Raw genomic sequence first — 22,859 nt, 5'->3', positions numbered from 1 at the left:
ACCCCTATTTTTAGAAAAAGGTTGCACCTTTTTTTTGGGTGGCACCGAGGTTGCAATGTCGCAGCAAGAGAAAGAGCACGAGCAAGAGCAAGAGCAAGAGCAAGAGCAAGAGCAAGAGCAAGAGCAAGAGCAAGAGCAAGATTGAGGCTCTGCACCATTCGTGTGTGCAATGCAATAACGGCGACTTTGAGAATAGGCGGCCTGGTGCGGCCAATGGCGTTGCGGTGGTACGCCGGGTGTCTCAGTACCTGTGCATTCGCATAGGCAACATGTCATTTACGCCGGCGGTGGGTGCACGCAAACAATTACATCGCGTAAACTGTCGACGCAGTCGATGGCGTATTTACGGCATCGACTGCGTCGTATGTACTGCCCGCTTCGGTGCCGGTTTTCTGGTGACCTCACCGATAATGTGGCAGATATGTAAGGGCTAACGCGCACGGCCAATGTTTATTTATTCTTGGGTTGCAACCGCAGCATGACGTTTTCTATCGCCACTACTGGGGCGCGTGCATTTTTTTTGCGCCAACGCCTGACGCCACAAAGGGTTACCGGCTTCACGGTATTTATTCTGCTATTGGGTATGGTTGTCCTCTGGACACTGGCTGTCGGCTGGAGTCACTCGGCACCCGATCGAGACGGCATGGAAGAACTCGTCTGGGCGTCGAGCTTAGAGCTGGGTTACAGCAAGCACCCGCCGTTACCGTCCTGGGTAATGCATGCAGCAAGCCAATTGTTTGGGCGCCCTGTTTGGTTGCCTTTTTTGATGGGGCAGCTCTTCTCGGCACTGTCATTGTGGTTTATCTGGAAAATAGGGTGTGAATTCACCACGCCGGCGCGCTCGCTGATTGCTGTGCTGTTGCTTTCCACCATTGCCTATTTCGGCATGCGCGGTACCATTTTCAATCACAATACGGCGCAGTTGTGGTCGATTGCGGCGTCGACCTGGCTGTTTTACCGCGCAATGCGCACTGGTAAAACAGGCGCGTGGGTCGCTGTGGGTGTAGTGTCAGGGCTGGCGCTGCTGACCAAATACAGTGCGGTCATTCAGTTTGCGGCCTTTGCTTTTTTCTTGCTGCGTCAGTACCGGCTGATCAACGCTTCCACCATAAAAGGCATAATCATTGCCATGGTTATTGGTGTGCTGGTGTTTTCGCCTCATCTGTACTGGCTGGCGCAACACAATTTCGAGCCTGTGCTGTACGCCGACAAATCAATTGTTTCTGTCTCACGACTGGCCGCGCTTAAATCCACAGGCAGTTTTCTTGCAGATCAGCTGGCGCGTGTGGCGCCGATGATTCTGGCGCTGCTTGTGGTTAAACGTCTTACTCGCGCAAAAAAACCAACTCCAGACGAGTCTCATGTATGGGCCAAGGCTTTATCGCCCTGGGATCGTTCATTTCTGCTCTGGGTCGGGCTGGCACCGCTGGTTTCAACGGTTGTTATTTCCATGCTGATGGGTACCAATCTGGAGCCGTCGTGGGCGACGACGTTTTTTATTCTTTTTGGTTTTTATTGTTTTTGGTGGTTACGGGGTGATGATGCCGCCGTCCTGCATGCGGTGTTGCTCACTGTTATTGTGATGCAAGTCTGCATGGCCGTGGGGTATGGCATTGCGCGAGGCCCTGTTGCCTGGCATTGGGGCAATGCTTCACGGTCTACGTATCCGGGACAGCAGGTATCGCAGGCCATGCAGTCTATCTGGAAGGAACACGTGCCAGGCGTTCCTATGCGGGTTGTCGCATCAGATATGTGGCTGGGCGGCAATATTGTCGTGCATGCTGGAAGCCATGTTGAGGTGTTTCTTGATGCCGATTACCGGCATGCTCCATGGCTGGATCCACAGACCGCCTTGCAGTGTGGCGCTCTGGTCGCCTACAGCACCGAGCCGCGCGGCTATCTGTCCCCTGAGCTCGAACAGTTGTACAAACAAACTGTCACCCAGGGCGAGCTAGACCTGCGCTGGTCATCGAGCCGTAGCCCCTTGATCAAGATTCACTGGGGTATTTTGCCGCCGTCTGATGCATGTTCAGCTGCCATTTCCCATCCCATTTCTGCCGGCAAACAGAAACCACTACACGACTGAGGCCACTACATTGACCACAATCGAACCGGCAACTTCGGTAACGTCTGATCTCCCTTCGGGGGCGTCGCCTGAGCGGCGTAGCCTGGCGTCGATCTCTTGTGTTGTTCCGTGCCTGAACGAGCACGATAACCTGAGCATTTTGCTGCCCGAGTTAATGGATGTATTGCGCAAACTGGCATGCGCCTACGAAATCATTATTGTCGACGATGGTAGTACAGATGCTACGGCGACATTGTTGCAGCATTGGACTAACCTGCATCCGCAAATTGTCTATCTGCGTCTGGCCCGAAATTTTGGCAAAGAAAACGCGTTGACGGCAGGGCTTAAGGCCGCCAAAGGGCAGGTCGTCGTGTGCCTGGATGCCGACGGCCAGCACCCGCCTGAACTTATCTCGCGCATGATCAGAACATGGAGCGACGGCGCGGATATGGTTTATGGTGTACGCGCCAACCGCAAAGACGAAACGACAATAAAGCGGTGGGGAACCCGACTGTTTTATTCATTGATGCGAACGTCTGACGGGTTGCAGGTGCCGGCAGATGCGGGCGACTTCCGGCTTATGGACCGTGTGGTTGTGGATGCGCTGTTGACGCTGCCCGAACGCGATCGTTTTATGAAAGGGCTTTTTGCCTGGGTGGGTTTTGATGCGCGCCCACTGCTCTATGAGCCGCTTCAACGCATGCACGGCAAAAGCAGTTTTCGTATTTCCAAGTTGTTCAAGTTTGCAGTGGGTGGGCTTACTGCGTTTACCACGTGGCCGCTGCGCTTGTTAAGCATTGCCGGGCTGTCGTTGGCTGCACTGTCGTTTGCATATGGTTTGTTTATTATTCTGAAGTACTGGCTTTATGGGGATGCGGTGCGAGGGTGGTCAACCTTGATTACCGTGGTGCTGTTTTTTGCGGGCATTAACTTACTCTCCATGGGTATATTAGGCGAGTATATTGCCCGAATATTTACTGAGGTAAAACAACGCCCTATTTATCTGCTTCGCGAACGGCGTGGGAAAGGGCTTAAACAAATGGACGGCGACTCAATGGTGGCCCGTTTTCCCGCAGGTGCTCGTACCCGGAGCGGGGTCACTGCGGAAGGCCCAGAAGCGCGCCACGACATAGGTGATGATGGCCATACCCACTAATATTGCCGCCAGCAGCACGTCATAGCGTAATGCCGAGTATTTAAGCCCCAGGGCGTACACGGTTTCGTTAATTAAAAAGCCGGTCAGCGACACGACAAAAAACCGCCTGGCTGCCTGCCAGAACACTGTGTTCTGGTTGCGAAAGGTCAGGCCGTAATGCCCGCTGAACGATACGATAAACGCCAACGCCCAGCCTATTACATTGGCCAGCAGGGGTTGCATCGAAAGCAACTTGACACAGGTTATGGCCACGGCCCAATGTGTGGCGGCTGCAGCACAACCCACAGCCACAAATCTGACGATTTGGCTGCGATACAAGCGACGTATAGCGAGAGATAAATGAAACGGGAAATTCATATTTGTGCAGATGACTTTGGCATGAATGCCCACGTTGATGCCGGCATTGTATCGCTGGCCTTGCGTCATCGGTTGACCGGCACGAGCTGTCTTGTGGATGGGCTTTTATTTGAACAGGATATTGCCCAATTGCAAGCCACAGGCATAAAGATTGGTTTACATCTGAATTTTACGGAGTCTTTGGGGCAAGACGGGCCTGTTTGGCCATTACGCACAATCATTGCGCGCAGCCTTGTCCGCAGCCTGCCAGCCATGGCGATAGCAGATGCGATTGAGCGGCAGCTGCAGCGGTTTGAAAATGTGGCCGGACATTTGCCGCATTATATTGATGGTCACCAGCATGTTCATCAGTTGCCGCAGATTCGCAGCGCCTTGTTGGCCATATTGCAGCGACGATATGCCAACACGCAACTGCCATGGATACGGCATGGCGGCAACGTGCGTAGCGCGGGCTTTCCGCTGGCGCTCAAAGCCAAGGCTTATACGATAGCCATGCTGGGCGCAGGTCCGCTCAGGCGTGAGGCGACGGCTGCAGGCTTTCCCATGAATAATGGTTTTTGCGGTGTGTATGACTTTGGCGGAGGCCAGAAGGCCTATCTGCGTTGGGTGGGGCTGTGGCTGGCCCAATGCAAAAACGGCGACGCATTGATGTGTCATCCGGCAAACGGCCACGCTGTTAATGACACGCTTGGTGCGCAGCGGCAAGCTGAGTTTGCGGTTTTGTCCAGTGACGCACTAGAGGTCATGCTTGCCGGCGAGAAGGTGCAGGTTGTGGGTGGCAATACCTTCTGAATGTCGACGGGCGCGTATGTTTGTTATTTCGTGTAGCCTTTAAGTGAGCTTTTCTGCACGTTGATGAACACACTCTCTAAGGAGGCATGCTTTGAGACAATCCAAGAAAGTTATTATTACTTGTGCGGTGACGGGGTCTATACATACGCCCACCATGTCGCCGTATCTTCCGATTACGCCTGAAGAAATCGCGCGTGACGCGGTAGCGGCAGCGCAAGCCGGCGCGGCAATGCTGCACCTGCATGCGCGCGACCCCCAAACAGGCCAACCCAAGCAAGATCCCAAGTTGTTTGCGCAGTTTTTGCCTGTCATAAAAAGCCAGACCGACGCCATTCTTAACATTACCACCGGTGGTGGCTTGGGCATGTCGCTCGATGAGCGTCTTGCTCCTGCCAAATCGGCTGAACCTGAAGTGGCGTCCATGAACATGGGGTCGTTCAACTTCAATATCTCGGGCGCAGGTGCGCGAATTGAAAAATTCAAGCACGACTGGGAAAAGCCCTATCTTGATATGACGACTGATTTCATTCTGTCCAATACCTTTGCACAGATTGAACGCGGCGTAAACGAGTTGTCGGCCATGGGTACTCGTTTTGAGTTCGAGTGCTATGACCTCGGCCACCTGTATAACGTGGCGCATTTTGCGGATCGTGGTTTGATCAAGCCGCCATTTTTTCTTCAATGCATATTCGGCATCCTCGGTGGCGTGGGCGCCCATCAAGAAAACCTGCTGCATATGCGCGCCATTGCCGACAAACTGTTTGGCGATGATTACTACCTTTCTGTATTGGCGGCCGGCAAGCATCAAATGCCGTTTGTCACCATGAGTGCACTGCTGGGCGGCAACGTCCGGGTCGGGTTGGAAGACAGCCTGTATCTGTCAAAAGGTCGCCTCGCCACGTCGAACGCTGAGCAGGTCACAAAAATACGCACCATTCTCGAAGAGCTTTCGCTGGAAATAGCGACACCCGAAGAAGCACGGGCGATGCTTCAAACCAAAGGCAAAGACAACGTTGCCTTTTGATTGATGATAGTTATCTGGAGACATAATGAAAAAGCGACAAATGTGCGTGCTTTTGGGCACGGTATTCGCCGCCTATGGCATGCAGGCGTTGGCAGCAGATATTTCTGACGACGTTATCCGTATTGGTTTTATTACGGACATGTCTGGTGTTTATTCTGATTACGATGGGACAGCTGGAGCCGAAGCAATCCGCATGGCCATTGAAGATGCGGGTGGCAACATTAATGGTAAGAAAATCGAGCTGTTGGTGGCCGATCATCAGAATAAGGCTGATGTGGCATCGGCCAAGGCGCGAGAATGGTTTGACAGCAACAAGCTTGACGTGCTTTTTGGCGGCACCAACTCGGCGGCCAGCCTGGCCATGTCAGCCGTTGCTGCAGAAAAGAAAAAGCTGTTTATCTCGACGGGGGCAGGCACTTCGGCGCTTACCAATGAACAGTGCAATCCCTACACCGTCCAGTACACGTACTCAACCAGTGCGTTGGCCAAGGGCACTGGCGCAGCGGTGGTAAAAAATGGTGGTGACTCCTGGTTTTTTATTACGACAGACTATACCTTTGGTCACGCACTCGAGCGCGAAACGTCTGAGGTCGTCGAGGCAGCTGGCGGCAAAGTGCTTGGCAAGGTGCGCGTGCCACTGGCGCTTTCTGATTTTTCGTCATTTATGCTTCAGGCCCAAAGCTCCGGTGCCAAAATATTGGGCCTGGCCAATGCGGGCGGCGATTTCGTCAATGCCATCAAGACCGCGTCAGAGTTTGGGCTGAACGCCACCATGAACCCTGTGGGTTTGACCGTTTTTGTGCTTGATATTCATACACTGGGTCTGGACGTGACGCAAGGCATGTACTTTACGACTCCCTGGCACTGGAACCAATCAGAAGAGGCGACGGCATGGTCCAAACGCTTCGAAGAAAAGAACCAGCGCATGCCCACGTATATACAGGCCAGTGATTATTCTGCCGTGCAGGCCTACCTGAAGGGGGTTGGCGCAACGGGTACTGATGATGCGGACACCATTATGGCCTGGCTCAAGGCCAACCCCGTCAATGACTTCTTTGTGCAAAATGGTGTCATCCGTGAGGACGGCCGCATGATGAATGACATGACACTCTTGCAGGTGAAAAAGCCGTCTGAAAGCTCGGGCCCATGGGACTATCACACAGCCATCTCCAAGCTGCCAGCTGAAGACATCTACGGTCCGCTTAGTGAGTCGAGCTGCAAGTTTGTGAAAAAGAGCTGAAGGGCGAGTCAGCCCACATTGTAAAGGGGCTGACGAACGCAACGACCTAAGTCTCCATGCATTGCGCATGAATAAACTGCCCCTTAATCTGCACGCTAATCCAACCTTTTTGGGGGGAGTTCAGTTTGGGGGCTTATTCTTTCCAGTGCCTAAATATCTCCGTCGTTAAGGCGGAGATGCATGGTGCGGACCCGGTTTCCGCCTTTCGAGCTGTCAGCAAGGCTGGGTACTGCCATGTTCAGCGGCTATGCAGTTTACGATGGGGTGTGGGGCGGCTTGCTTTGGTTAAAATTGCAAGCCACCCTTTTTTCCTGGCTGCTGTGTTGTAACGTGGGGCGATACGCCCCTTTGTTCAGAATGAGCCGAACATCGTTCCCAGCGTAATCACTGCAATCAGGGCCACCATTGGCACGCCCATGGTTACTGCGGCAATGTTCAGGTAAGACTGGCGATGCGAGAGGTTGCAGATAGACAGCAGCGTGATGATGGCGCCGCAGTGTGGCAGCGTGTCGAATCCACCCGCAGCCATTACGGCCACCCGGTGCATGAGGTCGGGGCTAATGCCTGCTGCCTCTGCCATGCGCAGGTAGTCGGCACCGAGCGTTTGCAGAGCAATACTCAGGCCACCAGACGATGAGCCTGTAATGCCTGCGAGCACGTTCATGGCGATGGCTTCAGAAATTAGCGGGTTGCCGGGGGTCACGTTGAGCACGGCATCGCGAATAATGGCAAAGCCCGCCAAGCCTGCAATAACCGCACCATAGCCAACTTCCGAAGCCGTGTTGAACAGCGGCAACATGAAGCCATAAACGCCTTTGTTGATAGAGGCGCGCAGATTGCTCCAGTGCCCCAGCCGCGACACGACCAGTGTGACGCACGCAACGGTGAGCGCGATAATCAGTGCCCACAGCCCGGCCATTTTGGCGGGAGAAACATTGGGAAAGCGTGCTGTCAGCGAGCTCATGTCAATACCTGGGAACACCAGGTAGGTAAAAATGGCGTTAACGCCTATCACCAACACGAGTGGCAGCAGCGCCAGCGCCAGCGGCATGCGTGACATGGCACCCTTGTCCACATCTGAGCTGGCCATTGCTTCGCCTTCAGCATGCTGGCCATAGCCTTCACCCGACACGCGCGCTTTGGCAGCGCGTGAATGCAACCACCAAAGCCCACCGAGCAGCATAATGACTGACGCGATAATGCCCAGGCCAGGTGCGGCAAACACGTTGGTACCGTAGTAAGGAATGGGGATGGCATTCTGAATGGCTGGAGAGCCAGGCATGGCCGTCATGGTAAAGGTGAAGGAACCCAGTGCAATGGTGGCAGGAACAAGCCGCTTTGGGATGTCTGCGGTGCGAAATAAGTCGCGTGCAATGGGGTAAATGGCAAACGCCACTACAAATAATGACACGCCGCCATACGTCAGCACGCCACAGGCCAGCACGACGGTAACAATGGCCTGCTTGTGGCCAAGACGCTCCACAATAGCGTTTGAAATAGTGTGAGCGGCACCGGAGTCGGCCATAAGCTGGCCAAACAGAGCGCCCAGCAGAAAGATGGGCAGAAACTGGATGACATAGCCACCCAGCGCTTTCATGAAGGTATCTGTGTAGATAGGCAGATACAGGCCGATTTCACCCGAAAGCAAAACAGCCAGGGCGGCCATAAGAGGCGCCAGAAGCAAAACAGTAACGCCTCGGTAGGCGAGGTACATCAGCAGCAACAGCGAAACAACAATAGCAAGAGTGCTTGTCATGTGAAACTGAACTCCGGGGTAATTCGACGACGTCTGGGCGGCACCCAGAATAAATACAAAACCGACGAGTCTAGCAGAGCCTGCGCACAGGCTATTGATGCATGACAAACAATCAGGCTGCTCCCGGCAGTGGGAGCAGCAAGCTGGCAATGTTGAAGTAAATAAGCACGCCGGCACCGTCGCAGATGGACGTGATTAGCGGCGCGCTGGCCGATGCAGGATCGAACTTGAAGCGGGTCAGAATAAAAGGCAGTGACATGCCAATAACACTGCCAACGGCAACAATCACCACCATGGTCAATGCCACAACGATGGCTACGTCGGTACCAGCCCGAAAGACGCCGATAAAGGAAACCGCCGCGGCCATGGTCAGGCCTAACAGTACAGAAACCGTCACCTCTTTGCCCAACATTTTGATCCAGTCTTTTGCCCTGACATCGCCGGTAGCCAATGCGCGCACCATCATGGTGGCGCTTTGCGAGCCAGCGTTGCCGCCGCTGTCTATCAGTAGAGGAAGAAAAAAGACCAGCGACACCATGCTGGCAATCAGGTCTTCGAAGTGAGCAATGCCTGCGCCAGAGAAGAGATTGCCAAATACCAGAACAACCAGCCAGCCCACCCGCATTTTGTAGAGGGCTGTAACGGTGGCGTGTCTGAGTGATCCGGTTAGTTTGCCTACTGCGCCCAGTCGCAACTGATCTTCGGTGTCTTCTGCCTGTGTGACGTCCAGGGCATCATCGTGCGTCACGATGCCAACAATCTGGCCGGTGGCGTCCATTACTGGCACCGCAAGCAAGTCATAGTGGGCGATTAATCGAGCGGCTTCAGATTGCTCTGAATCGGCCAAGCAAAAAACCGGGTCGCGCGTCATGATGGTGTTGATACGCTCGGCGGGTGAGGCGAGAATCAGTTCCCGCAATGAAACCGTGCCCAAAACGTGTCGATGCTCATCAATGATGTACGCCAGGTAAATGGTTTCTTTGTCGGGAGCTTCATGACGGATGGTATTGAGGGCTTCGTTTACGGTCTGGTCGGCTTGTAGCGTGACATAGGCGGAGGTCATGACCGAGCCAACGGTGCCTTCAGGGTAGCTGGCCAGCAGCCTTACGTCTTCCCGCTCTGCGTGGGCAAGCCCAGGTAACAACGCAAGGCGTTCGTCAGGCGTAAGGTTGTTATACAAGTCGGCCCGCTCGTCATGCTCCATATGCTCAAAAAGCGTGGCAAGCTCTGTGCGACTCATGCTTTGCGCCAATTGTGCTTGCGTTTGCGGGGGCAGGTATCCGAACACGCTCGCGCGCCTGCGCACTTTCATTGCCAACAACAGGCTTAGTGCGTCGTTATGCGAAATCTCCTGCAAAATCGCCGCAGCATCCACCGACTGAAGATCGTTGACAGTGGCGGCTGCACCGGCAGAGTCTTTCTTGTAAAGGAGTTCCTGCACGCGCAGGATTAAGGTATCTGAAAACATTCTTATTCTCTCTTTCTGACTTGGCGTGGCGTACGCCTTCGTGTGTTCTGGGGGGTTTATGCAATACGGCTAGCCCGGCAGAAGGCGTGCCGAGGCGTGGGTTGCGATTTGTCTTTGGTGTGGGGAAGGCCCAAGTTGAGCGTCTGCCACACAGTTTTTCCTAAGAGAGAGCTATGACGTCAGGGAGCCTGTTACACCGCCTGCCTGCCTCAAAAGAGAGCTATGAAATCAGGGGCCTTCCACATAGCCTGCATGCAGAGAGAACTATGAAATCAGGAAATCTGCCTGCGCCTGCCACCCTCGGGGCTTAGGGTTTTCGGGCATGCAACGCTCCGGAAAATGGCCGAAAGCAGACAATGAATACTTTGACGCACGGTGCCGGCCAGCAGTGGAAACAGGTGGAGGAAAGCCAGAAAGCGTGTCAGACAGCACACGATCAGGCCCAGGCCTGGCCATATTGCTAGCCGTGCTGATTGAGCCAGAATTGGTCAGCGCGCGCCACGTCCGTTGATAGGACGATTATGAAGAGCGAGGCCTGCTGATCCTGCTATGCAGAGGCCGTGCCACACAATCGACTGCATCCCTCAGAATTCACCATTTGGCTCTTCGGCGGTCAACTAGGCGCATAGTGTAGCGTTCGTGCTTGCATTAGGCCATTTTTTGGTTGTTTAATGGCCACAACTCCCGTAGCCCCTCATTTCCTAAAGCTCCCACAATTTTTAGAATTTCAGCGAATGGGGCTATGGCAGATAATGCCGACGTTTGCGGCTATCCCATCCTCATGGTCCGCCCAGCCCAGGCCAAGCTCATCACCAGCCCGAACTCCAGCATCTACCGCCATGGGTTCACAGGTATTTGTTTTTATTGGATTTTTTTGCTGAAATAGCGCATACTCAAGGGCGTTTTATTTCTTTAAGTTATTAAGGTTGCCTTTCATGACGATGCCTGGCTATAAAACCAAGCTTGAGCACATCGCCATCGCGGGCGCTGGAAAGCTTGTTATTCAGTCTTTGCTGGATCGACAGCAATATTACGATCCTACTGGCGAAGCATTGCGCAGAGGCATTTGCTCTGCATCCTGGCCTTTGTTTGGTCTGATGTGGCCCTCTGGTGTGCAGCTTGCCACGCAACTTGCCCAGCGGCGTGTGTGCCCGGACGAACGCATACTCGAGATCGGTTGTGGTCTTGGGCTTGCCAGTCTTGTCGGCCAGCGGCGGGGTGCGCACATTACGGCCAGCGACTGCCATCCCCTGGCAGAGACATTTCTCGATGTCAACGCCAAGCTAAATGATTTATCTTTGCTAACGTATCGTTATGGGCAATGGGGTGAAAGTGCGCCAGCCGCCGATCAATACGTTGAACGCCATGGTTTGTTAGGGATACCGCTGCATGAGGAGGGGGGCTCGGCCTTCGGCTCAACCCACTCCCAGACAGGTGATGTCAGTGATGGTGACCCCATTGTTCGTGACCGTGCCGTGCCTGGTGACGGTTTCAGCGAGCAATTTCTTAGCGGGCGCTATGACCTCATCATTGGCAGCGATCTGTTGTACGAACCCGATATGCCGGTGACGCTATCCGCGTTCATTGATCGCCATGCGAACGCCGCTGCCGAAGTCTGGATCGTGGACCCCAATCGTGGCCATCGCAACGCCTTTAGCCGCAACATGGCGCACTATGGTTTTGTGCTGGAAGAAGACAAACGTCTGGATGACCAGCCTGTCATGGCCGAAGAGGGTGCGCAAGCGTATAAAGGTCGCTTGCTGCGTTATCGCCGCCATGCTTTAGGCACGGCACCAAACTGATCTTTCCAGGCTTGTGCCTGGGCAACACATAACGATGCGAGCTGACCCGACTTATTGTTACCCCCTTGTGTAACTGATGAAAGCGACGTGTGGTCTCGGGCGCGAGCCCGCCGCTGTGGCGCAGAACCTGTGCAGGTGCAACTGTTACCGCCTCAGAGCACGTGTCGTTTTTTCCATGCCTTATACGCGTTTAGTTTGCTCTCATTGCGCAAGTACTCTACCTGTACGCCTTGCTCGCCAAATGGTGCCTGCATGCGCTCATACAAGGCCAGCGTTGACCAGCCATACGGCTCGCCCATATCGTCACCCGCGGCATAAACAACGCGGCTGACCCCGGCCATGATCATGGCCGACATGCACATGGCACAGGGTTTGCCACTGGCGTACATGGTGGTACCGTCAAACTTGGGCGTACCGTGTGTGTGGCCGGCATGCCGCAGGGCCTGGATCTCGGCATGGGCGGTTGGGTCGCAGTCTATGTACACATCGTTAACACCGTCGGCAAGTATTGTGCTGTCTTTGACCAGCACGGCACCAAAAGGCTGGCCGCCTTTTTCCACATTTTGTTGGGCCAGATCGATCGCGCGCTGAAGAAAATCGTGGTCTTGTTGTAGGGCATTCATATGGCCGCCTTGCTCCAAATACTGAGTCATCTCGTACAGTAAGCGCAATCACACCAGCTTTCAAGTCATGCCGAGCGCCACACGGGCAGCATTGATTACGGCCTGTGCATCAACGTCGAAGAAGCGTCTCAGTGCTTCGCGCGTGTCACTGCGGCCAAAGCCATCTGTGCCCAGTGTTATGTAGCGTCGGCCGTCGGGGATATAAGCACGAATGGATTCCGGCACCAGCCGCACATAGTCAGTGGCGGCAATGACCGGGCCTTTGCACTGCTGCAAAAGCTGAGCAATGAAAGCCTGATTGGGGGTTTCGCCGCGCAAAGCCTGTTCTTCGCTAAGCCGTCCCTCGCGTGACAGCTCACTCCAGCTCGTAATGCTGAGCACGTCACTTGCGATGCCTTGCAATGCAAGCGCTTCGGCTGCCTTGATCACCTCAACCAGAATGGCACCCGAGCCAAGCAGAGTGACGCGCGGTGTCGCGTCATCAGGGCCGTAGTGGGCAAAACGGTAGCCGCCACGTATCACATCATCGTACGCATGTTCTGGCAGTGCAGGTTGGGTGTAGTTTTCATTCATGACAGTGACGTAATAAAAAACGTCTTGCTGCTCTTCAAGCATTTCACGCATGCCGTGGTCAATGATGACAGCCAGTTCGCCACTAAATGCCGGGTCATAAGCCCTGCAGTTGGGCACAGCCGATGCCCACAAGTGGCTGGTGCCATCCTGGTGCTGCAGCCCTTCGCCCGCCAGGGTGGTACGGCCCGAAGTTGCCCCAATGAGAAAGCCTCTCGGGCGCTGGTCGGCGGCTGCCCAGATAAGATCGCCCACACGTTGGAAGCCGAACATCGAGTAATAAATGTAGAACGGCAGCATGGTCATACCATGCACACTGTAGCTAGTCGCTGCGGCAACCCAGCTGGATATGGCACCCGCCTCGCTAATGCCTTCTTCGAGGATCTGCCCGTCACGGGCTTCGTGGTAGCTGAGAATGGACCCTATGTCTTCGGGTTCATAACGCTGGCCCACGCTGGAGTAAATACCAACCTGTTTGAATAGATTGGCCATGCCGAACGTGCGGGCCTCATCGGCAACGATAGGTACCACGCGCGGCCCCAGTGTGGCATCGCGCATTAGCGAACCCATCATGCGAACGAACGCCATGGTGGTCGACATGGATCGGCCGTCAGAGTGCAGTGCAAACTTCGCCCAGGCATCAGTGGCAGGAACAGGCAGCGTGTCGGCATTGGTCTGGCGAGCGGGCAGATAGCCACCCAGCGATTTGCGACGCGCGTGCAGGTATTGCATTTCGGGGCTGTCATCGGCTGGTTTGTAAAACTGCAATTGCCGTGTCTGCTCATCACTGAGGGGTAGCTCGAAACGGTCACGAAAGTCGAGCAGGGCTTCATCGTCGAATTTTTTCGCTGAGTGCGTCGTCATGCGCCCTTGACCAGCTGCGCCCATGCCGTAGCCCTTCTTGGTATGCGCAAAAATAACAGTGGGCTGGCCTGTGTGCTTTGCCGCCGCCGCATAGGCCGCGTAAATTTTTACCAGATCGTGGCCACCGCGTTTTAACTGGTCAATCTGCTCGTCGGTCATGCCCTGCACCAGGCGGCCAAGCGCCTCGTTCTGCCCGAAGAAATGTTCGCGGTTATAGCGCCCATCTTTCGCCGCAAATGTTTGCATCTGGCCGTCTACCGTATTGGTCAGCGCCTGCACAAGCTCGCCCGTGAGGTCTTGGGCAAACAGCCCGTCCCAGTCGCTGCCCCACAGTACTTTGATGACATTCCAGCCTGCGCCAGAGAACAGTTTTTCAAGTTCGGAGATGATGCGGGTATTGCCCCGCACCGGCCCGTCCAGCCGCTGCAGATTACAGTTGACCACCCAAACGAGGTTGTCCAGCCCCTCGCGTGCCGCCAACGTGAGAGCGCTCATGGATTCGGGTTCATCCATTTCGCCATCGCCGAACACACCCCAGACCTTGCGGCCGCTGCAGTCAAGCAAATTGCGATGTGTGAGATAACGCATGAAACGGGCATGGTATATGGAACTGATGGGGCCAATGCCCATGGAACCCGTCGGGAATTGCCAAAAATTGGGCATGAGATAAGGGTGGGGGTAGCTGCACAAGCCTTGCGCCCCGTTGCTTGACCCGCCGAGCTCCTGGCGATAGTGTGACAGATCGGCATCGCTGAGCCGGCCTTCCAGAAAGGCGCGCGAGTACACCCCGGGCGCGCTGTGAGGCTGAAAGAAGACCAGATCACCCAATTGACCGGTACCGTCGTTGCGTGCCCGGAAAAAATGATTAAAGCCCACCTCGAACAGATCGGCGGCGCTGGCATAGCTGGCAATATGCCCGCCTAGTTCGCCATAGGCTGCATTGGCGCGCACTACCATGGCCAGCGCGTTCCAGCGCATGATGGCGCACAGGCGTTGCTCAATGGCGAGATCGCCGGGAAAGTCAGCCTCTTGATCAGCCGCAATCGTATTGACGTAAGGCGTTTCGCCGTCAGGCTTCCAGGCGACCTGTTGCTCATGCGCCATGCGATGCAACAAATCGAGCATGAAAATGGCGCGCTGTTCGCCGCCAGCGTTGATCAGCGAACTAAAGGCGTCGCGCCATTCGTTGGTTTCTTCTGGATCAATGTCGAGCATGCGCTGGCCGAGGGTTTTCATGAGCATGTGATGTAGCCTGAAAATGGGGTAAATGATATATGTCATTTTGCATTGAAATCAGGCATATTTTGTGTTGAACTACACAATATAATCACTGGCTTTCAGCATGAAATGCTTGGTTTTTAATAAGGTTCAGCATAATGAGCTATGAAGCCACCGTGCCCAAACTGGACGCGACCGATCTTCGCATTCTTGAAGAGCTGCAGCGCGACTCCTCGCTCAGTAATGTAGAGCTGGCCCGACGCATACACTTGTCGCCTTCCCCCTGCCTTGCACGCGTCAAGGCTTTAGAGGCAGCGGGTATTATCAAGGGCTATGTTGCGCTGGTTGAAGCGCCTGCCATTGGTCTGGGCATCACCGTTTTTATTAACATCAGCTTAAAGTCACAAGACAGAAAATCACTGGCTGATTTTGAGCACCGCATAACTGAGCACGAAGCGGTTATGGAGTGCTATCTCATGACGGGTAATGCCGATTACCTGATACGTGTAGCCGTTGCTGACATGGCAGCGCTCGAGCATTTTATTCTTGAGCACCTCACATCCATTCCGGATATCGACAAAATACGATCGAGTTTTGCGCTAAAGCAGGTTTCGTACAAAACCGCACTGCCACTGCCGCTAAAGTTTAGGTAGATTGCCCAGCCGGTACCGGACATTGCGGTAAGGGTGCAGACTCCGTTAGCTTTTAGCAGGCTTAGGTCTGGACCAGAGCAGAACTTATCTGTCTTGTTGATGAAGCTAACGACCAGGGGGGATGGTAATGTGATCAAGAGGCCGTGGCACCGGGCGCTCTTGCGTCATGTTGGCCGCCCATTTCTCCAGAGGCAAGGGTGGGTCTTGCCACCATACTCGCCGCATGACAGCGCCCAGCTCATCAAGGCCCCGCTCTCGTGGCCAGTACTGAGGGGTAATCGCCTGCCAGGCAGCACCAGGCTGTGCGCGCGTGGCCATTAGAAACCGAAATGAGTACAAGCCCGTACCAAGGCCCATGCGTAGGTCGGTAACGACCAATTTGTTGCCAATGGCATCGTAACGCAGCCAGTTTCCGGTAAACCATTGCAGCCCAGCCATTTGCGGGGAGCCGGAGAACGTCGAGACAAGGTCTGTGTTAAATGTCTGGCGCAGGTGCTCGGGTGGTTTGCGGTCGAACAGGCTAGCGATGACTTCTACGTAATGATCGTCAGTGGTGCGCGCCACAACACGCCACAAGAAAATATTGAACGGCTCCGGGGTGGAGAACATGGCCTGTACCTGCGTGCCATCTTCGCGCAAAACCTGGCGTACACGGTATTCAATCAGCAGCTTTCCAAATACCGACAGAGCCAGATAAATGCAGCACCACGCAAGGGCCCAGCGCATAGTGCGCCAGATGCCTGGTCGATTACCCATAATGGCGGCCGCCAGCACGATGATGAGCAACGGCACGGTAAACAGCGGGTCAATAATAAAAATGCTGGACCAGCTGGTGGGAATAGGGCGCAGCGGCCACCACAGCTGTGTTCCGTATGAGGTAAAGGCATCGAGCAGCGGATGGGTGGCTAGCACCAGCCAAAGCGTGAGGAAGAGCCAGCCGGCACTATAGTGGGGTGAAGGTCGCCATCGACGCCATAAAAGCGTTAGCAAGGCCGCCAGGGCGGTAAGGACAAACAGTGAGTGAGAAAACCCGCGGTGATGGATCATGCCCGATACGGGGTCGGCATACCTGATAAGAACATCAAGATCTGGCAGGGTAGCCAGCACAGCGCCGACGAGCAGCGCCTTGCGCCCCTGAAACCTGCCGAGCATGGCGCCCTGTATGCCGGCGCCAAGCACGGCCTGAGTGATGGAGTCCATGGCTGACTGCGGCGTTTAGCCGCAGTGCACGCGTGTGAGCATGCCTTCGTCGTCGACGATGAGGTTAAGGCGTTGCGGGTTGTATTCCATGGTCATGACATCACGAGGGCCCAATGATCGCAATTGCTTGGCATCAGCCCTTTTTTGCAGCGTTTGCTCAAGCTGAGGCGTGAGCTTCTGGCCTATGGCGTACTCAGCCGGGTCTGCGTCGCACACCTTGCTGTCATTGGACGTAGTAAAACTTTGAGACGTGTCGGAGCGGGCAACGTTAGATGCACCGCCCGCGCAACCGGCGAGAAGGGCCAGTGTGAGGAGCAAGAAAGATGTCGGTTTCAAGATCATGTTTACTTCCTTTCGTTGGGACGCAGCGCCCTTAATCATACTTTAAGCCCAGCATCACAGAGCAACTAAGGCCCGGGTATGCCTCGCACATCGTTCGCCCTTGGTAGAATGATGCAGCAGCCACTGGCTTTAACTGATCTTTGATCAATCATTACCAAATTTATACCTACTTATGTCCAGCTACCTCGTTGCGGCGCTATACAAATTCGTCGAACTGCCCGATTTTCAAGAAATGCAGCAGCCTTTATTCGATTTTTGCGAGCAGCAAGGCGTCAAGGGTACGCTATTGCTCGCACGAGAAGGTATTAATGGCACCATTGCCGGCAGTGAGGGCGGCATCAAGGCGGTGCTGGCTCATTTGCGCAACGATCCTCGCCTGGCCGGGCTGGAGCATAAAGAGTCACGGGCAGAAAAAATGCCTTTTTATCGGCTCAAGGTCAAGCTCAAGCGCGAAATCGTAACCATGGGCGTTCCAGATGTGCACCCACCGACCATGGCAGGCGCTTACGTGCCGCCCGAAGAGTGGAATCAACTTATCGATGATCCCAACGTAGTGGTGGTCGATGTGCGTAACGATTACGAAGTGTCCATAGGGTCGTTCCGCGGAGCAGTCAACCCGCATACCACCAGTTTTACAGAGTTCCCTGAATGGGTACGTGAGCAGTCCGCCGAGGGCGGCGTGCTGGCGGGCGGCAACAAAGTGGCCATGTTCTGTACCGGTGGCATACGTTGTGAAAAATCTACGGCCTATCTGCGCGCCCAAGGTTTTGACGAGGTTTATCATTTGCAGGGCGGTATTCTAAAGTACCTCGAAACCGTGCCTGCTGAGCAAAGCCGCTGGGACGGCGAGTGTTTTGTTTTTGACGAGCGCGTGTCCGTCGGGCATGGCTTGGCGCAGGGGCATTACGAGTTATGCCGAGCGTGCCGTCTGCCACTCAGCCCCGAAGACAAAAAATCCCCGTTTTTTGAGCCAGGGGTCAGTTGCCCTCATTGCCACGACACGCATACTGAAGAGCAAAAGGCCCGCTTCCGCGAGCGCCAGAAACAGGTCGAGCTCGCGCTGCAGCGCAAAGAGCGTCATATTGGTGAACGTGTAGAAGAAAAAAAACGGGCGGCAGAGCTGGCGGCACAGGCCAAGCTGAAAGAGGCCCAGGCCCGCAAGGCTGCGCAAAAGCCGGGCACTAAACGCTGACACATCAGGTCTGAGGCTTACCGTGCATACATCGCTACCGGTTCTCTATTCGTTTCGACGTTGCCCCTACGCCATGCGGGCGCGTCTGGCGATTGCCGTCAGTGGCATACGCTGTGAGTTGCGTGAAGTGGTGCTGCGCTCAAAGCCGCCGGCCTTATTGCGAGTTTCGCCTAAAGGCACGGTGCCGGTACTGGTAGATACTGAAGGGATAGTGGTTGAGCAGAGTCTGGACATCATGATGTGGGCCTTGCGCCGTAATGATCCCGAAAACTGGCTTACCCCCGAGCAGCGTAACCTGCCTTCCATGCTTGACCTGGTTGCTGAGTGCGATGGCGCATTTAAACACCACCTGGATCGCTACAAGTACCCGCAACGTTACGACTGTGAAACAGGTGAGAGCTGGCGTGATGCGGCAGTAGATTGGCTGCAGAGCCTTGAAACGCGGCTAAAGTCTGACGCTTACCTGTTTGGTGCACGCCCGGCACTGGCCGACATGGCTGTTGCGCCATTTGTCAGGCAGTTTGCTCACGTTGATGTCGAATGGTTTGAACAGCAACCTTGGCCGCGATTGTGCCAGTGGCTTCAAACTTGGAAGCAAAGCGCTTTGTTTGCCTCAGTGATGAACAAATACCCAGCCTGGCAAGACGGAAACCCCGGGCAAGTGTTTCCGCTGCCGCAGCAGGCCGGGTGAGATAGCGAGTTAGCCCATGCCTGGAATGACACAGGAGAAACCGCCATCAACGTGCGTGATTTCGCCTGTAACGCCTGCCGCCAAGTCTGACAGCATAAATGCGGCCACATTGCCCACATCTTCAACGGTTACGTTGCGACGCAATGGCGCATGCGTTTCGACAAACTTTAAAATGACCTGGAAGTCTTTGATGCCGGCGGCGGCCAGTGTTTTGATGGGGCCAGCCGATATACCGTTGACACGGATGCCTTCAGGGCCGAGCGCCGACGCCATGTAACGCACACTGGCCTCGAGTGATGCCTTGGCCAGCCCCATGGTGTTGTAGTTGGGGATGGCTTTTTCGGCACCAAGATAGGTTAAGGTCAGCACCGAGGCTTTGCGGCCCTTCATGAGCGGCATCGCTGCCCGCGTAATCGCAGGAAAGCTGTAGGCCGAAATGTCATGCGCGATACGGAAGTTTTCGCGTGTGCAGCCTTCGAGGAAGTTGCCGGAGATCGCTTCGCGCGGGGCAAAACCGATAGAGTGCACCAGGCCGTCAAGGCCGTCCCAGCGCTCTTTGAGCAGGGTGAAAGCCTCGTCGATCTGGCCGTCGTCGGCCACATCGCAGGGAAGCACAATGTCACTGCCCAGCCCTGCCGCAATCTCTGAAACCCTGTCTTTGAAGCGATCACCTACGTACGTGAAGGCCAGCTCTGCGCCTTGCTCTTTGCATGCATTGGCGATGCCATAGGCGATCGAACGGGTGGAAATAACACCAGTGACAAGAATGCGTTTGCCTGCAAGGAAACCCATGTTGTGATCCTTCATTCTTCGATTAAATATGTAATTGGTTTTAGATTACCCGCGTACCCCTGTGCCTGGAACCGTGAGACGCTTGCCTTTTGCAAGGCGGTCGCTTTTCAGGTTGTTGAGCCGGCGCAGTTCGGTGACGGATGTGTTGTAGCGTTTGGCGAGCGCAAACAGGGTTTCCCCACTTCTGACAGTATGTGTACGCACGTTGGCGCGACGTTTTAACACAGTTACGTCGCCTTTGCGCTGGCGAGCCTGGGGCGCGACGCGACTTGGCGGCTGTTCATACGAAGCCAGGATAATGCCGCCCGTAGGGCCTGAGTCTTTGGTGGGAATAAGCAGTGTTTGGGCAACCGCCTTGCTCTGCTTGGTGCTGATGCCGTTTACCGAGCGCAGGGTGACCACGCTTACGCCATGTTTTTTGGCGATGGATTCGTACGTTTCGCCATACGTGCTTTTGTAGACGTCCCACGAGCTGAGACGACCCTTGTAGGCACGCAGGTTAGTGTTGAAGATGTCAACACGGTCAGCCGGCAGGAGCAACGTGGGGTTGTGCTCGGCCAGAATGACTGGGCGATTAAACGAGGCGTTGAGTGACTTGAATTCTTCGAGAGGCATTTCAGCCAATTCGGCCGCCAGCTTGATGTCGATATTGTCTTTTTTCTCGACCTTGGCAAAATAAGGCTGATTGTTGACGCTGGGCAGAACAATGCCGTAGTGTTCGGGGTCGGCAATAATGTTTTTGATGGCCTGCAGCTTTGGCACGTAGTTGCGGGTTTCGTCAGGCATGTTCAGCGACAGGTAATCAGTAGGCTTACCGGCCAGTGCGTTTTTGCCCATGGCGCGTTTTACCGCCCCTTCACCCCAGTTGTACGATGCAAGTGCCAGGTACCAGTCACCCTGGAAGTCGTATAAATAGGCCAGGTAGTCGAGTGCTGCATTGGTAGAGGCGATGGTATCGCGACGCTGGTCGCGCCAGCCATCTTGCTGCAAATTAAAGTACTTGCCGGTGCTGGGTATAAATTGCCACAAGCCCGAAGCCTTGGAACTCGACAGCGCGGTGGGGTTATAGGCGCTTTCGATAAATGGCAACAGCGCCAGTTCGGTAGGCAGGCCACGACGATTTAGCTCGTCGACAATGTAATAAAGGTATTTGCCTGCGCGCTCGCTCATGCGTTTGACCGATTCTGGATGCGAAGCGTAGTAGCTGGTCCAGCGGTCTGTGACGTCGTCCTGCAGGTTAGGTATGGCAAACCCGCGTCGGATGCGGTCCCACATGTCCTGTGGAGGTTTGGTAAGGTCGACCGTGCGCGAGGTTTCGGCGGCGGTGTACGACTTTTTTGGGGTGGCGTAAGGGTTGTCGGAGGAGTTTTGGGTAGCGCAGCCGGCCAGGACTGCTACGATTACCAGTAGAAATAGGCGCAGGCGGATCATGGGCTTGTGCGTGTCTTCAAAAGTTATTCTTCCATTCGCGCAGGCTGGTGAAAACCTCAATCGGGTTGTTTCGAGGTGCCTCCGCGTACCGGGCGGCGGCTGTTATCACTTCAGGCTGCAGTGTCCGTATAAACGGGTTGGTGTTCAGTTCGGCCTCAATTGTGGAGGGCAGGGTTGGCAAGCCTTGGTTGCGGCGTTGGGTATCCTGCTTAAAGCGTTGTTGCAAAGCACTATTGCCGGGCTCGACACTAAGTGCCCAGCGCAAATTGGCCAGCGTGTATTCGTGTGCACAGCACACGAGTGTTTCTGGCGGCAAAGCGCTTAGTTTACCCAGAGATTCGACCATTTGTGCAGGGGTGCCCTCGAACAAGCGCCCACAGCCTGCGGCAAACAGCGTGTCTCCACAGAAAACAACAGACGTATTTTGGCCAATGCTGCCATAGTAAGCAATGTGCCCCGCTGTATGACCTGGCACATCAAGTACACGCAGCTTCAAATCGACGCTGGGCAATTGTACCGTATCGTTTTCAACAAGGCGATGATCACAGGCTGGCAGTTTTTCGTGCGCAGGGCCATAGACGGCTGCCCCGGTTCGCTGTTGTAATGCGAGCACGCCACCTACGTGGTCACCGTGATGGTGGGTAAGTAAAATGGCGTCCAGCGTCAGGTCGTGCTGATCGAGCACGTGCTCAACGGGCGTAGACTGCCCAGGGTCAATAACGACCGCATGGTTGCCTTTGCGCACCATCCAAATGTAATTATCAGTAAAGGCGGGGATCGGGATGAGTTCGGTATTTGCCATAAAGCAGGAGTAAAAGTGTCTGCAGACCAACCCATTATTCTGGATCTGGCCGAGTGGCTGAACACACCGCCCGGCCAATACGTACAAGGCTGGGAACAGAAGCAGATCGATGCAATGGTCGGAAACGTGTTCGGCTATCATGCCATACAAGTGGGCCTTCCGCATTGGGATTTGCTCAAGGCCAACCGCATTCCCTATAAAGAACGTACTCATATAGAGTCATTTCAGGCGTCTGACTTGGGTGCGACGCTGGTCGCTCAGCCTGAAAATCTGCCTTTTGAATCGCAAAGCATAGATCTTTTGGTGTTGCCGCACGTACTTGAGTGCTCTTCTGACCCCCATCGTATTCTGCGCGAAGCAGAACGGGTGCTTGTTCCCGAGGGTAGGCTGGTCATTTCGGGGTTTAATCCCTGGAGCCTCTGGGGCGTAAGTGATCGCATCCCCGGTATAGATCCGCTTCTGCCCGTGCCAGCGCATCTGCAGGTATCATTGCCGCGCATCAAAGACTGGTTCAAACTTTTGTCGCTCGAACTCGACCGGGGGCGCTTCGGCTGCTACCGGCCAGCCTGCAGCGACAAAGTCTGGCTGGAGCGCTGGGCATTCATGGATGCCGCTGGTGACCGATGGTGGCCTGTGTGCGGCGCCGTGTATGTTGTATCGGCCATTAAGCGGGTTGCGGGCATGCGGCTGGTGGGCCCCGCCTGGAAAACCAAGAAGAGGCGCTCAAGAAGGCATGCTGTGGTGGCCAGTCGAAGGCCACAGGCAGGTGCTTTCAAGGAAGAAGATGCAAAATCATGACGCGAACACCTGCATTAAACGGA

20 protein-coding genes are annotated in these 22,859 nt (G+C 54.9%); 10 read left to right on the top strand and 10 right to left on the bottom strand.

Annotated features, from left to right (window positions below; translation table 11 throughout):
- Positions 1-478 precede the first annotated feature (478 nt).
- Together FQ179_RS12680 and FQ179_RS12675 are read left to right on the top strand one after the other, a co-directional pair.
- Entirely contained in the window at positions 479-2,086 is a 1,608-nt protein-coding gene (locus FQ179_RS12680; RefSeq protein ID WP_149397632.1) for a glycosyltransferase family 39 protein, read from the top strand.
- A gap of 10 nt (positions 2,087-2,096) precedes the next feature.
- Complete coding sequence (locus FQ179_RS12675; RefSeq protein WP_255474969.1) at positions 2,097-3,221, top strand: glycosyltransferase family 2 protein; 1,125 nt, start codon at positions 2,097-2,099, stop codon at positions 3,219-3,221.
- On the opposite strand, the gene FQ179_RS12670 is transcribed toward FQ179_RS12675, so the two are convergent.
- Complete coding sequence (locus FQ179_RS12670) at positions 3,117-3,578, bottom strand: GtrA family protein (RefSeq protein ID WP_149397630.1); 462 nt, start codon at positions 3,576-3,578, stop codon at positions 3,117-3,119. The genes FQ179_RS12675 and FQ179_RS12670 overlap by 105 nt on opposite strands.
- Between FQ179_RS12670 and FQ179_RS12665 the strand changes: the two genes are divergently transcribed.
- From FQ179_RS12665 to FQ179_RS12655, 3 genes are all read left to right on the top strand, one after another.
- On the top strand, positions 3,561-4,370 hold the full coding sequence (locus FQ179_RS12665; RefSeq protein WP_149397629.1) for a ChbG/HpnK family deacetylase: 810 nt from the start codon (positions 3,561-3,563) through the stop codon (positions 4,368-4,370). The two genes, FQ179_RS12670 and FQ179_RS12665, sit on opposite strands and share 18 nt — an antisense overlap.
- Before the next feature lie 91 nt (positions 4,371-4,461).
- Complete coding sequence (locus FQ179_RS12660) at positions 4,462-5,394, top strand: 3-keto-5-aminohexanoate cleavage protein (protein WP_149397628.1); 933 nt, start codon at positions 4,462-4,464, stop codon at positions 5,392-5,394.
- Between the two features lie 25 nt (positions 5,395-5,419).
- Entirely contained in the window at positions 5,420-6,634 is a 1,215-nt protein-coding gene (locus FQ179_RS12655) for an ABC transporter substrate-binding protein (protein ID WP_149397627.1), read from the top strand.
- A gap of 352 nt (positions 6,635-6,986) precedes the next feature.
- Here FQ179_RS12655 and FQ179_RS12650 read toward each other — a convergent pair whose 3' ends face one another.
- Both FQ179_RS12650 and mgtE read right to left on the bottom strand, forming a co-directional pair.
- Positions 6,987-8,390 (bottom strand): GntP family permease, encoded by a 1,404-nt coding sequence (locus tag FQ179_RS12650; RefSeq protein WP_149397626.1) that lies wholly within the window; start codon positions 8,388-8,390, stop codon positions 6,987-6,989.
- A gap of 112 nt (positions 8,391-8,502) precedes the next feature.
- The gene (mgtE, locus tag FQ179_RS12645; protein ID WP_149397625.1) at positions 8,503-9,858 is read right to left on the bottom strand and encodes a magnesium transporter; all 1,356 of its coding nucleotides are present in this window, start codon (positions 9,856-9,858) and stop codon (positions 8,503-8,505) included.
- A gap of 935 nt (positions 9,859-10,793) precedes the next feature.
- Between mgtE and FQ179_RS12640 the strand changes: the two genes are divergently transcribed.
- Entirely contained in the window at positions 10,794-11,660 is an 867-nt protein-coding gene (locus FQ179_RS12640) for a methyltransferase (RefSeq protein ID WP_149397624.1), read from the top strand.
- Between the two features lie 152 nt (positions 11,661-11,812).
- On the opposite strand, the gene FQ179_RS12635 is transcribed toward FQ179_RS12640, so the two are convergent.
- Complete coding sequence (locus FQ179_RS12635) at positions 11,813-12,283, bottom strand: nucleoside deaminase (RefSeq protein WP_149397623.1); 471 nt, start codon at positions 12,281-12,283, stop codon at positions 11,813-11,815.
- Positions 12,284-12,343: 60 nt separating this feature from the next.
- The gene (gene mdeB / locus FQ179_RS12630; protein WP_370459866.1) at positions 12,344-14,959 is read right to left on the bottom strand and encodes an alpha-ketoglutarate dehydrogenase; all 2,616 of its coding nucleotides are present in this window, start codon (positions 14,957-14,959) and stop codon (positions 12,344-12,346) included.
- 134 nt (positions 14,960-15,093) lie between these two features.
- On the opposite strand from mdeB, the gene FQ179_RS12625 reads away from it, so the two are divergent.
- Complete coding sequence (locus FQ179_RS12625) at positions 15,094-15,588, top strand: Lrp/AsnC family transcriptional regulator (protein WP_149397622.1); 495 nt, start codon at positions 15,094-15,096, stop codon at positions 15,586-15,588.
- A gap of 105 nt (positions 15,589-15,693) precedes the next feature.
- Here the strand turns inward: FQ179_RS12625 and FQ179_RS12620 are convergent, their stop codons facing one another.
- Both FQ179_RS12620 and FQ179_RS12615 read right to left on the bottom strand, forming a co-directional pair.
- Positions 15,694-16,788, bottom strand: coding sequence for a metal-dependent hydrolase (locus FQ179_RS12620; protein WP_149397621.1), 1,095 nt, complete (start codon positions 16,786-16,788; stop codon positions 15,694-15,696).
- 15 nt (positions 16,789-16,803) lie between these two features.
- On the bottom strand, positions 16,804-17,130 hold the full coding sequence (locus FQ179_RS12615) for an I78 family peptidase inhibitor (protein ID WP_188074602.1): 327 nt from the start codon (positions 17,128-17,130) through the stop codon (positions 16,804-16,806).
- 172 nt (positions 17,131-17,302) lie between these two features.
- Between FQ179_RS12615 and FQ179_RS12610 the strand changes: the two genes are divergently transcribed.
- Both FQ179_RS12610 and FQ179_RS12605 read left to right on the top strand, forming a co-directional pair.
- Positions 17,303-18,322, top strand: a complete 1,020-nt coding sequence (locus FQ179_RS12610) for a rhodanese-related sulfurtransferase (protein ID WP_149397619.1) — start codon at positions 17,303-17,305, stop codon at positions 18,320-18,322.
- 22 nt (positions 18,323-18,344) lie between these two features.
- Complete coding sequence (locus tag FQ179_RS12605; RefSeq protein WP_149397618.1) at positions 18,345-19,013, top strand: glutathione S-transferase; 669 nt, start codon at positions 18,345-18,347, stop codon at positions 19,011-19,013.
- A 9-nt stretch (positions 19,014-19,022) separates the two neighbouring features.
- Here the strand turns inward: FQ179_RS12605 and fabI are convergent, their stop codons facing one another.
- Genes fabI through gloB form a run of 3 tightly spaced genes read right to left on the bottom strand, consistent with a single transcriptional unit; the run spans position 19,023 to position 22,038 of the window.
- On the bottom strand, positions 19,023-19,805 hold the full coding sequence (gene fabI, locus FQ179_RS12600) for an enoyl-ACP reductase FabI (RefSeq protein ID WP_149397617.1): 783 nt from the start codon (positions 19,803-19,805) through the stop codon (positions 19,023-19,025).
- A gap of 45 nt (positions 19,806-19,850) precedes the next feature.
- Positions 19,851-21,236, bottom strand: a complete 1,386-nt coding sequence (locus tag FQ179_RS12595) for a transglycosylase SLT domain-containing protein (RefSeq protein ID WP_149397616.1) — start codon at positions 21,234-21,236, stop codon at positions 19,851-19,853.
- Between the two features lie 16 nt (positions 21,237-21,252).
- On the bottom strand, positions 21,253-22,038 hold the full coding sequence (gene gloB, locus FQ179_RS12590; protein WP_149397615.1) for a hydroxyacylglutathione hydrolase: 786 nt from the start codon (positions 22,036-22,038) through the stop codon (positions 21,253-21,255).
- 15 nt (positions 22,039-22,053) lie between these two features.
- Here gloB and FQ179_RS12585 point away from each other — a divergent pair, with 15 nt between their 5' ends.
- Positions 22,054-22,836 (top strand): class I SAM-dependent methyltransferase, encoded by a 783-nt coding sequence (locus FQ179_RS12585; protein WP_188074601.1) that lies wholly within the window; start codon positions 22,054-22,056, stop codon positions 22,834-22,836.
- Positions 22,837-22,859 lie beyond the last annotated feature (23 nt).

The organism is Pusillimonas sp. ANT_WB101 (assembly GCF_008369125.1).
Lineage (GTDB): Bacteria > Pseudomonadota > Gammaproteobacteria > Burkholderiales > Burkholderiaceae_B > Allopusillimonas.
The sequence above is the reverse complement of the archived record's forward strand: the minus strand, read 5'-3'. Positions and strand labels throughout refer to the sequence as shown.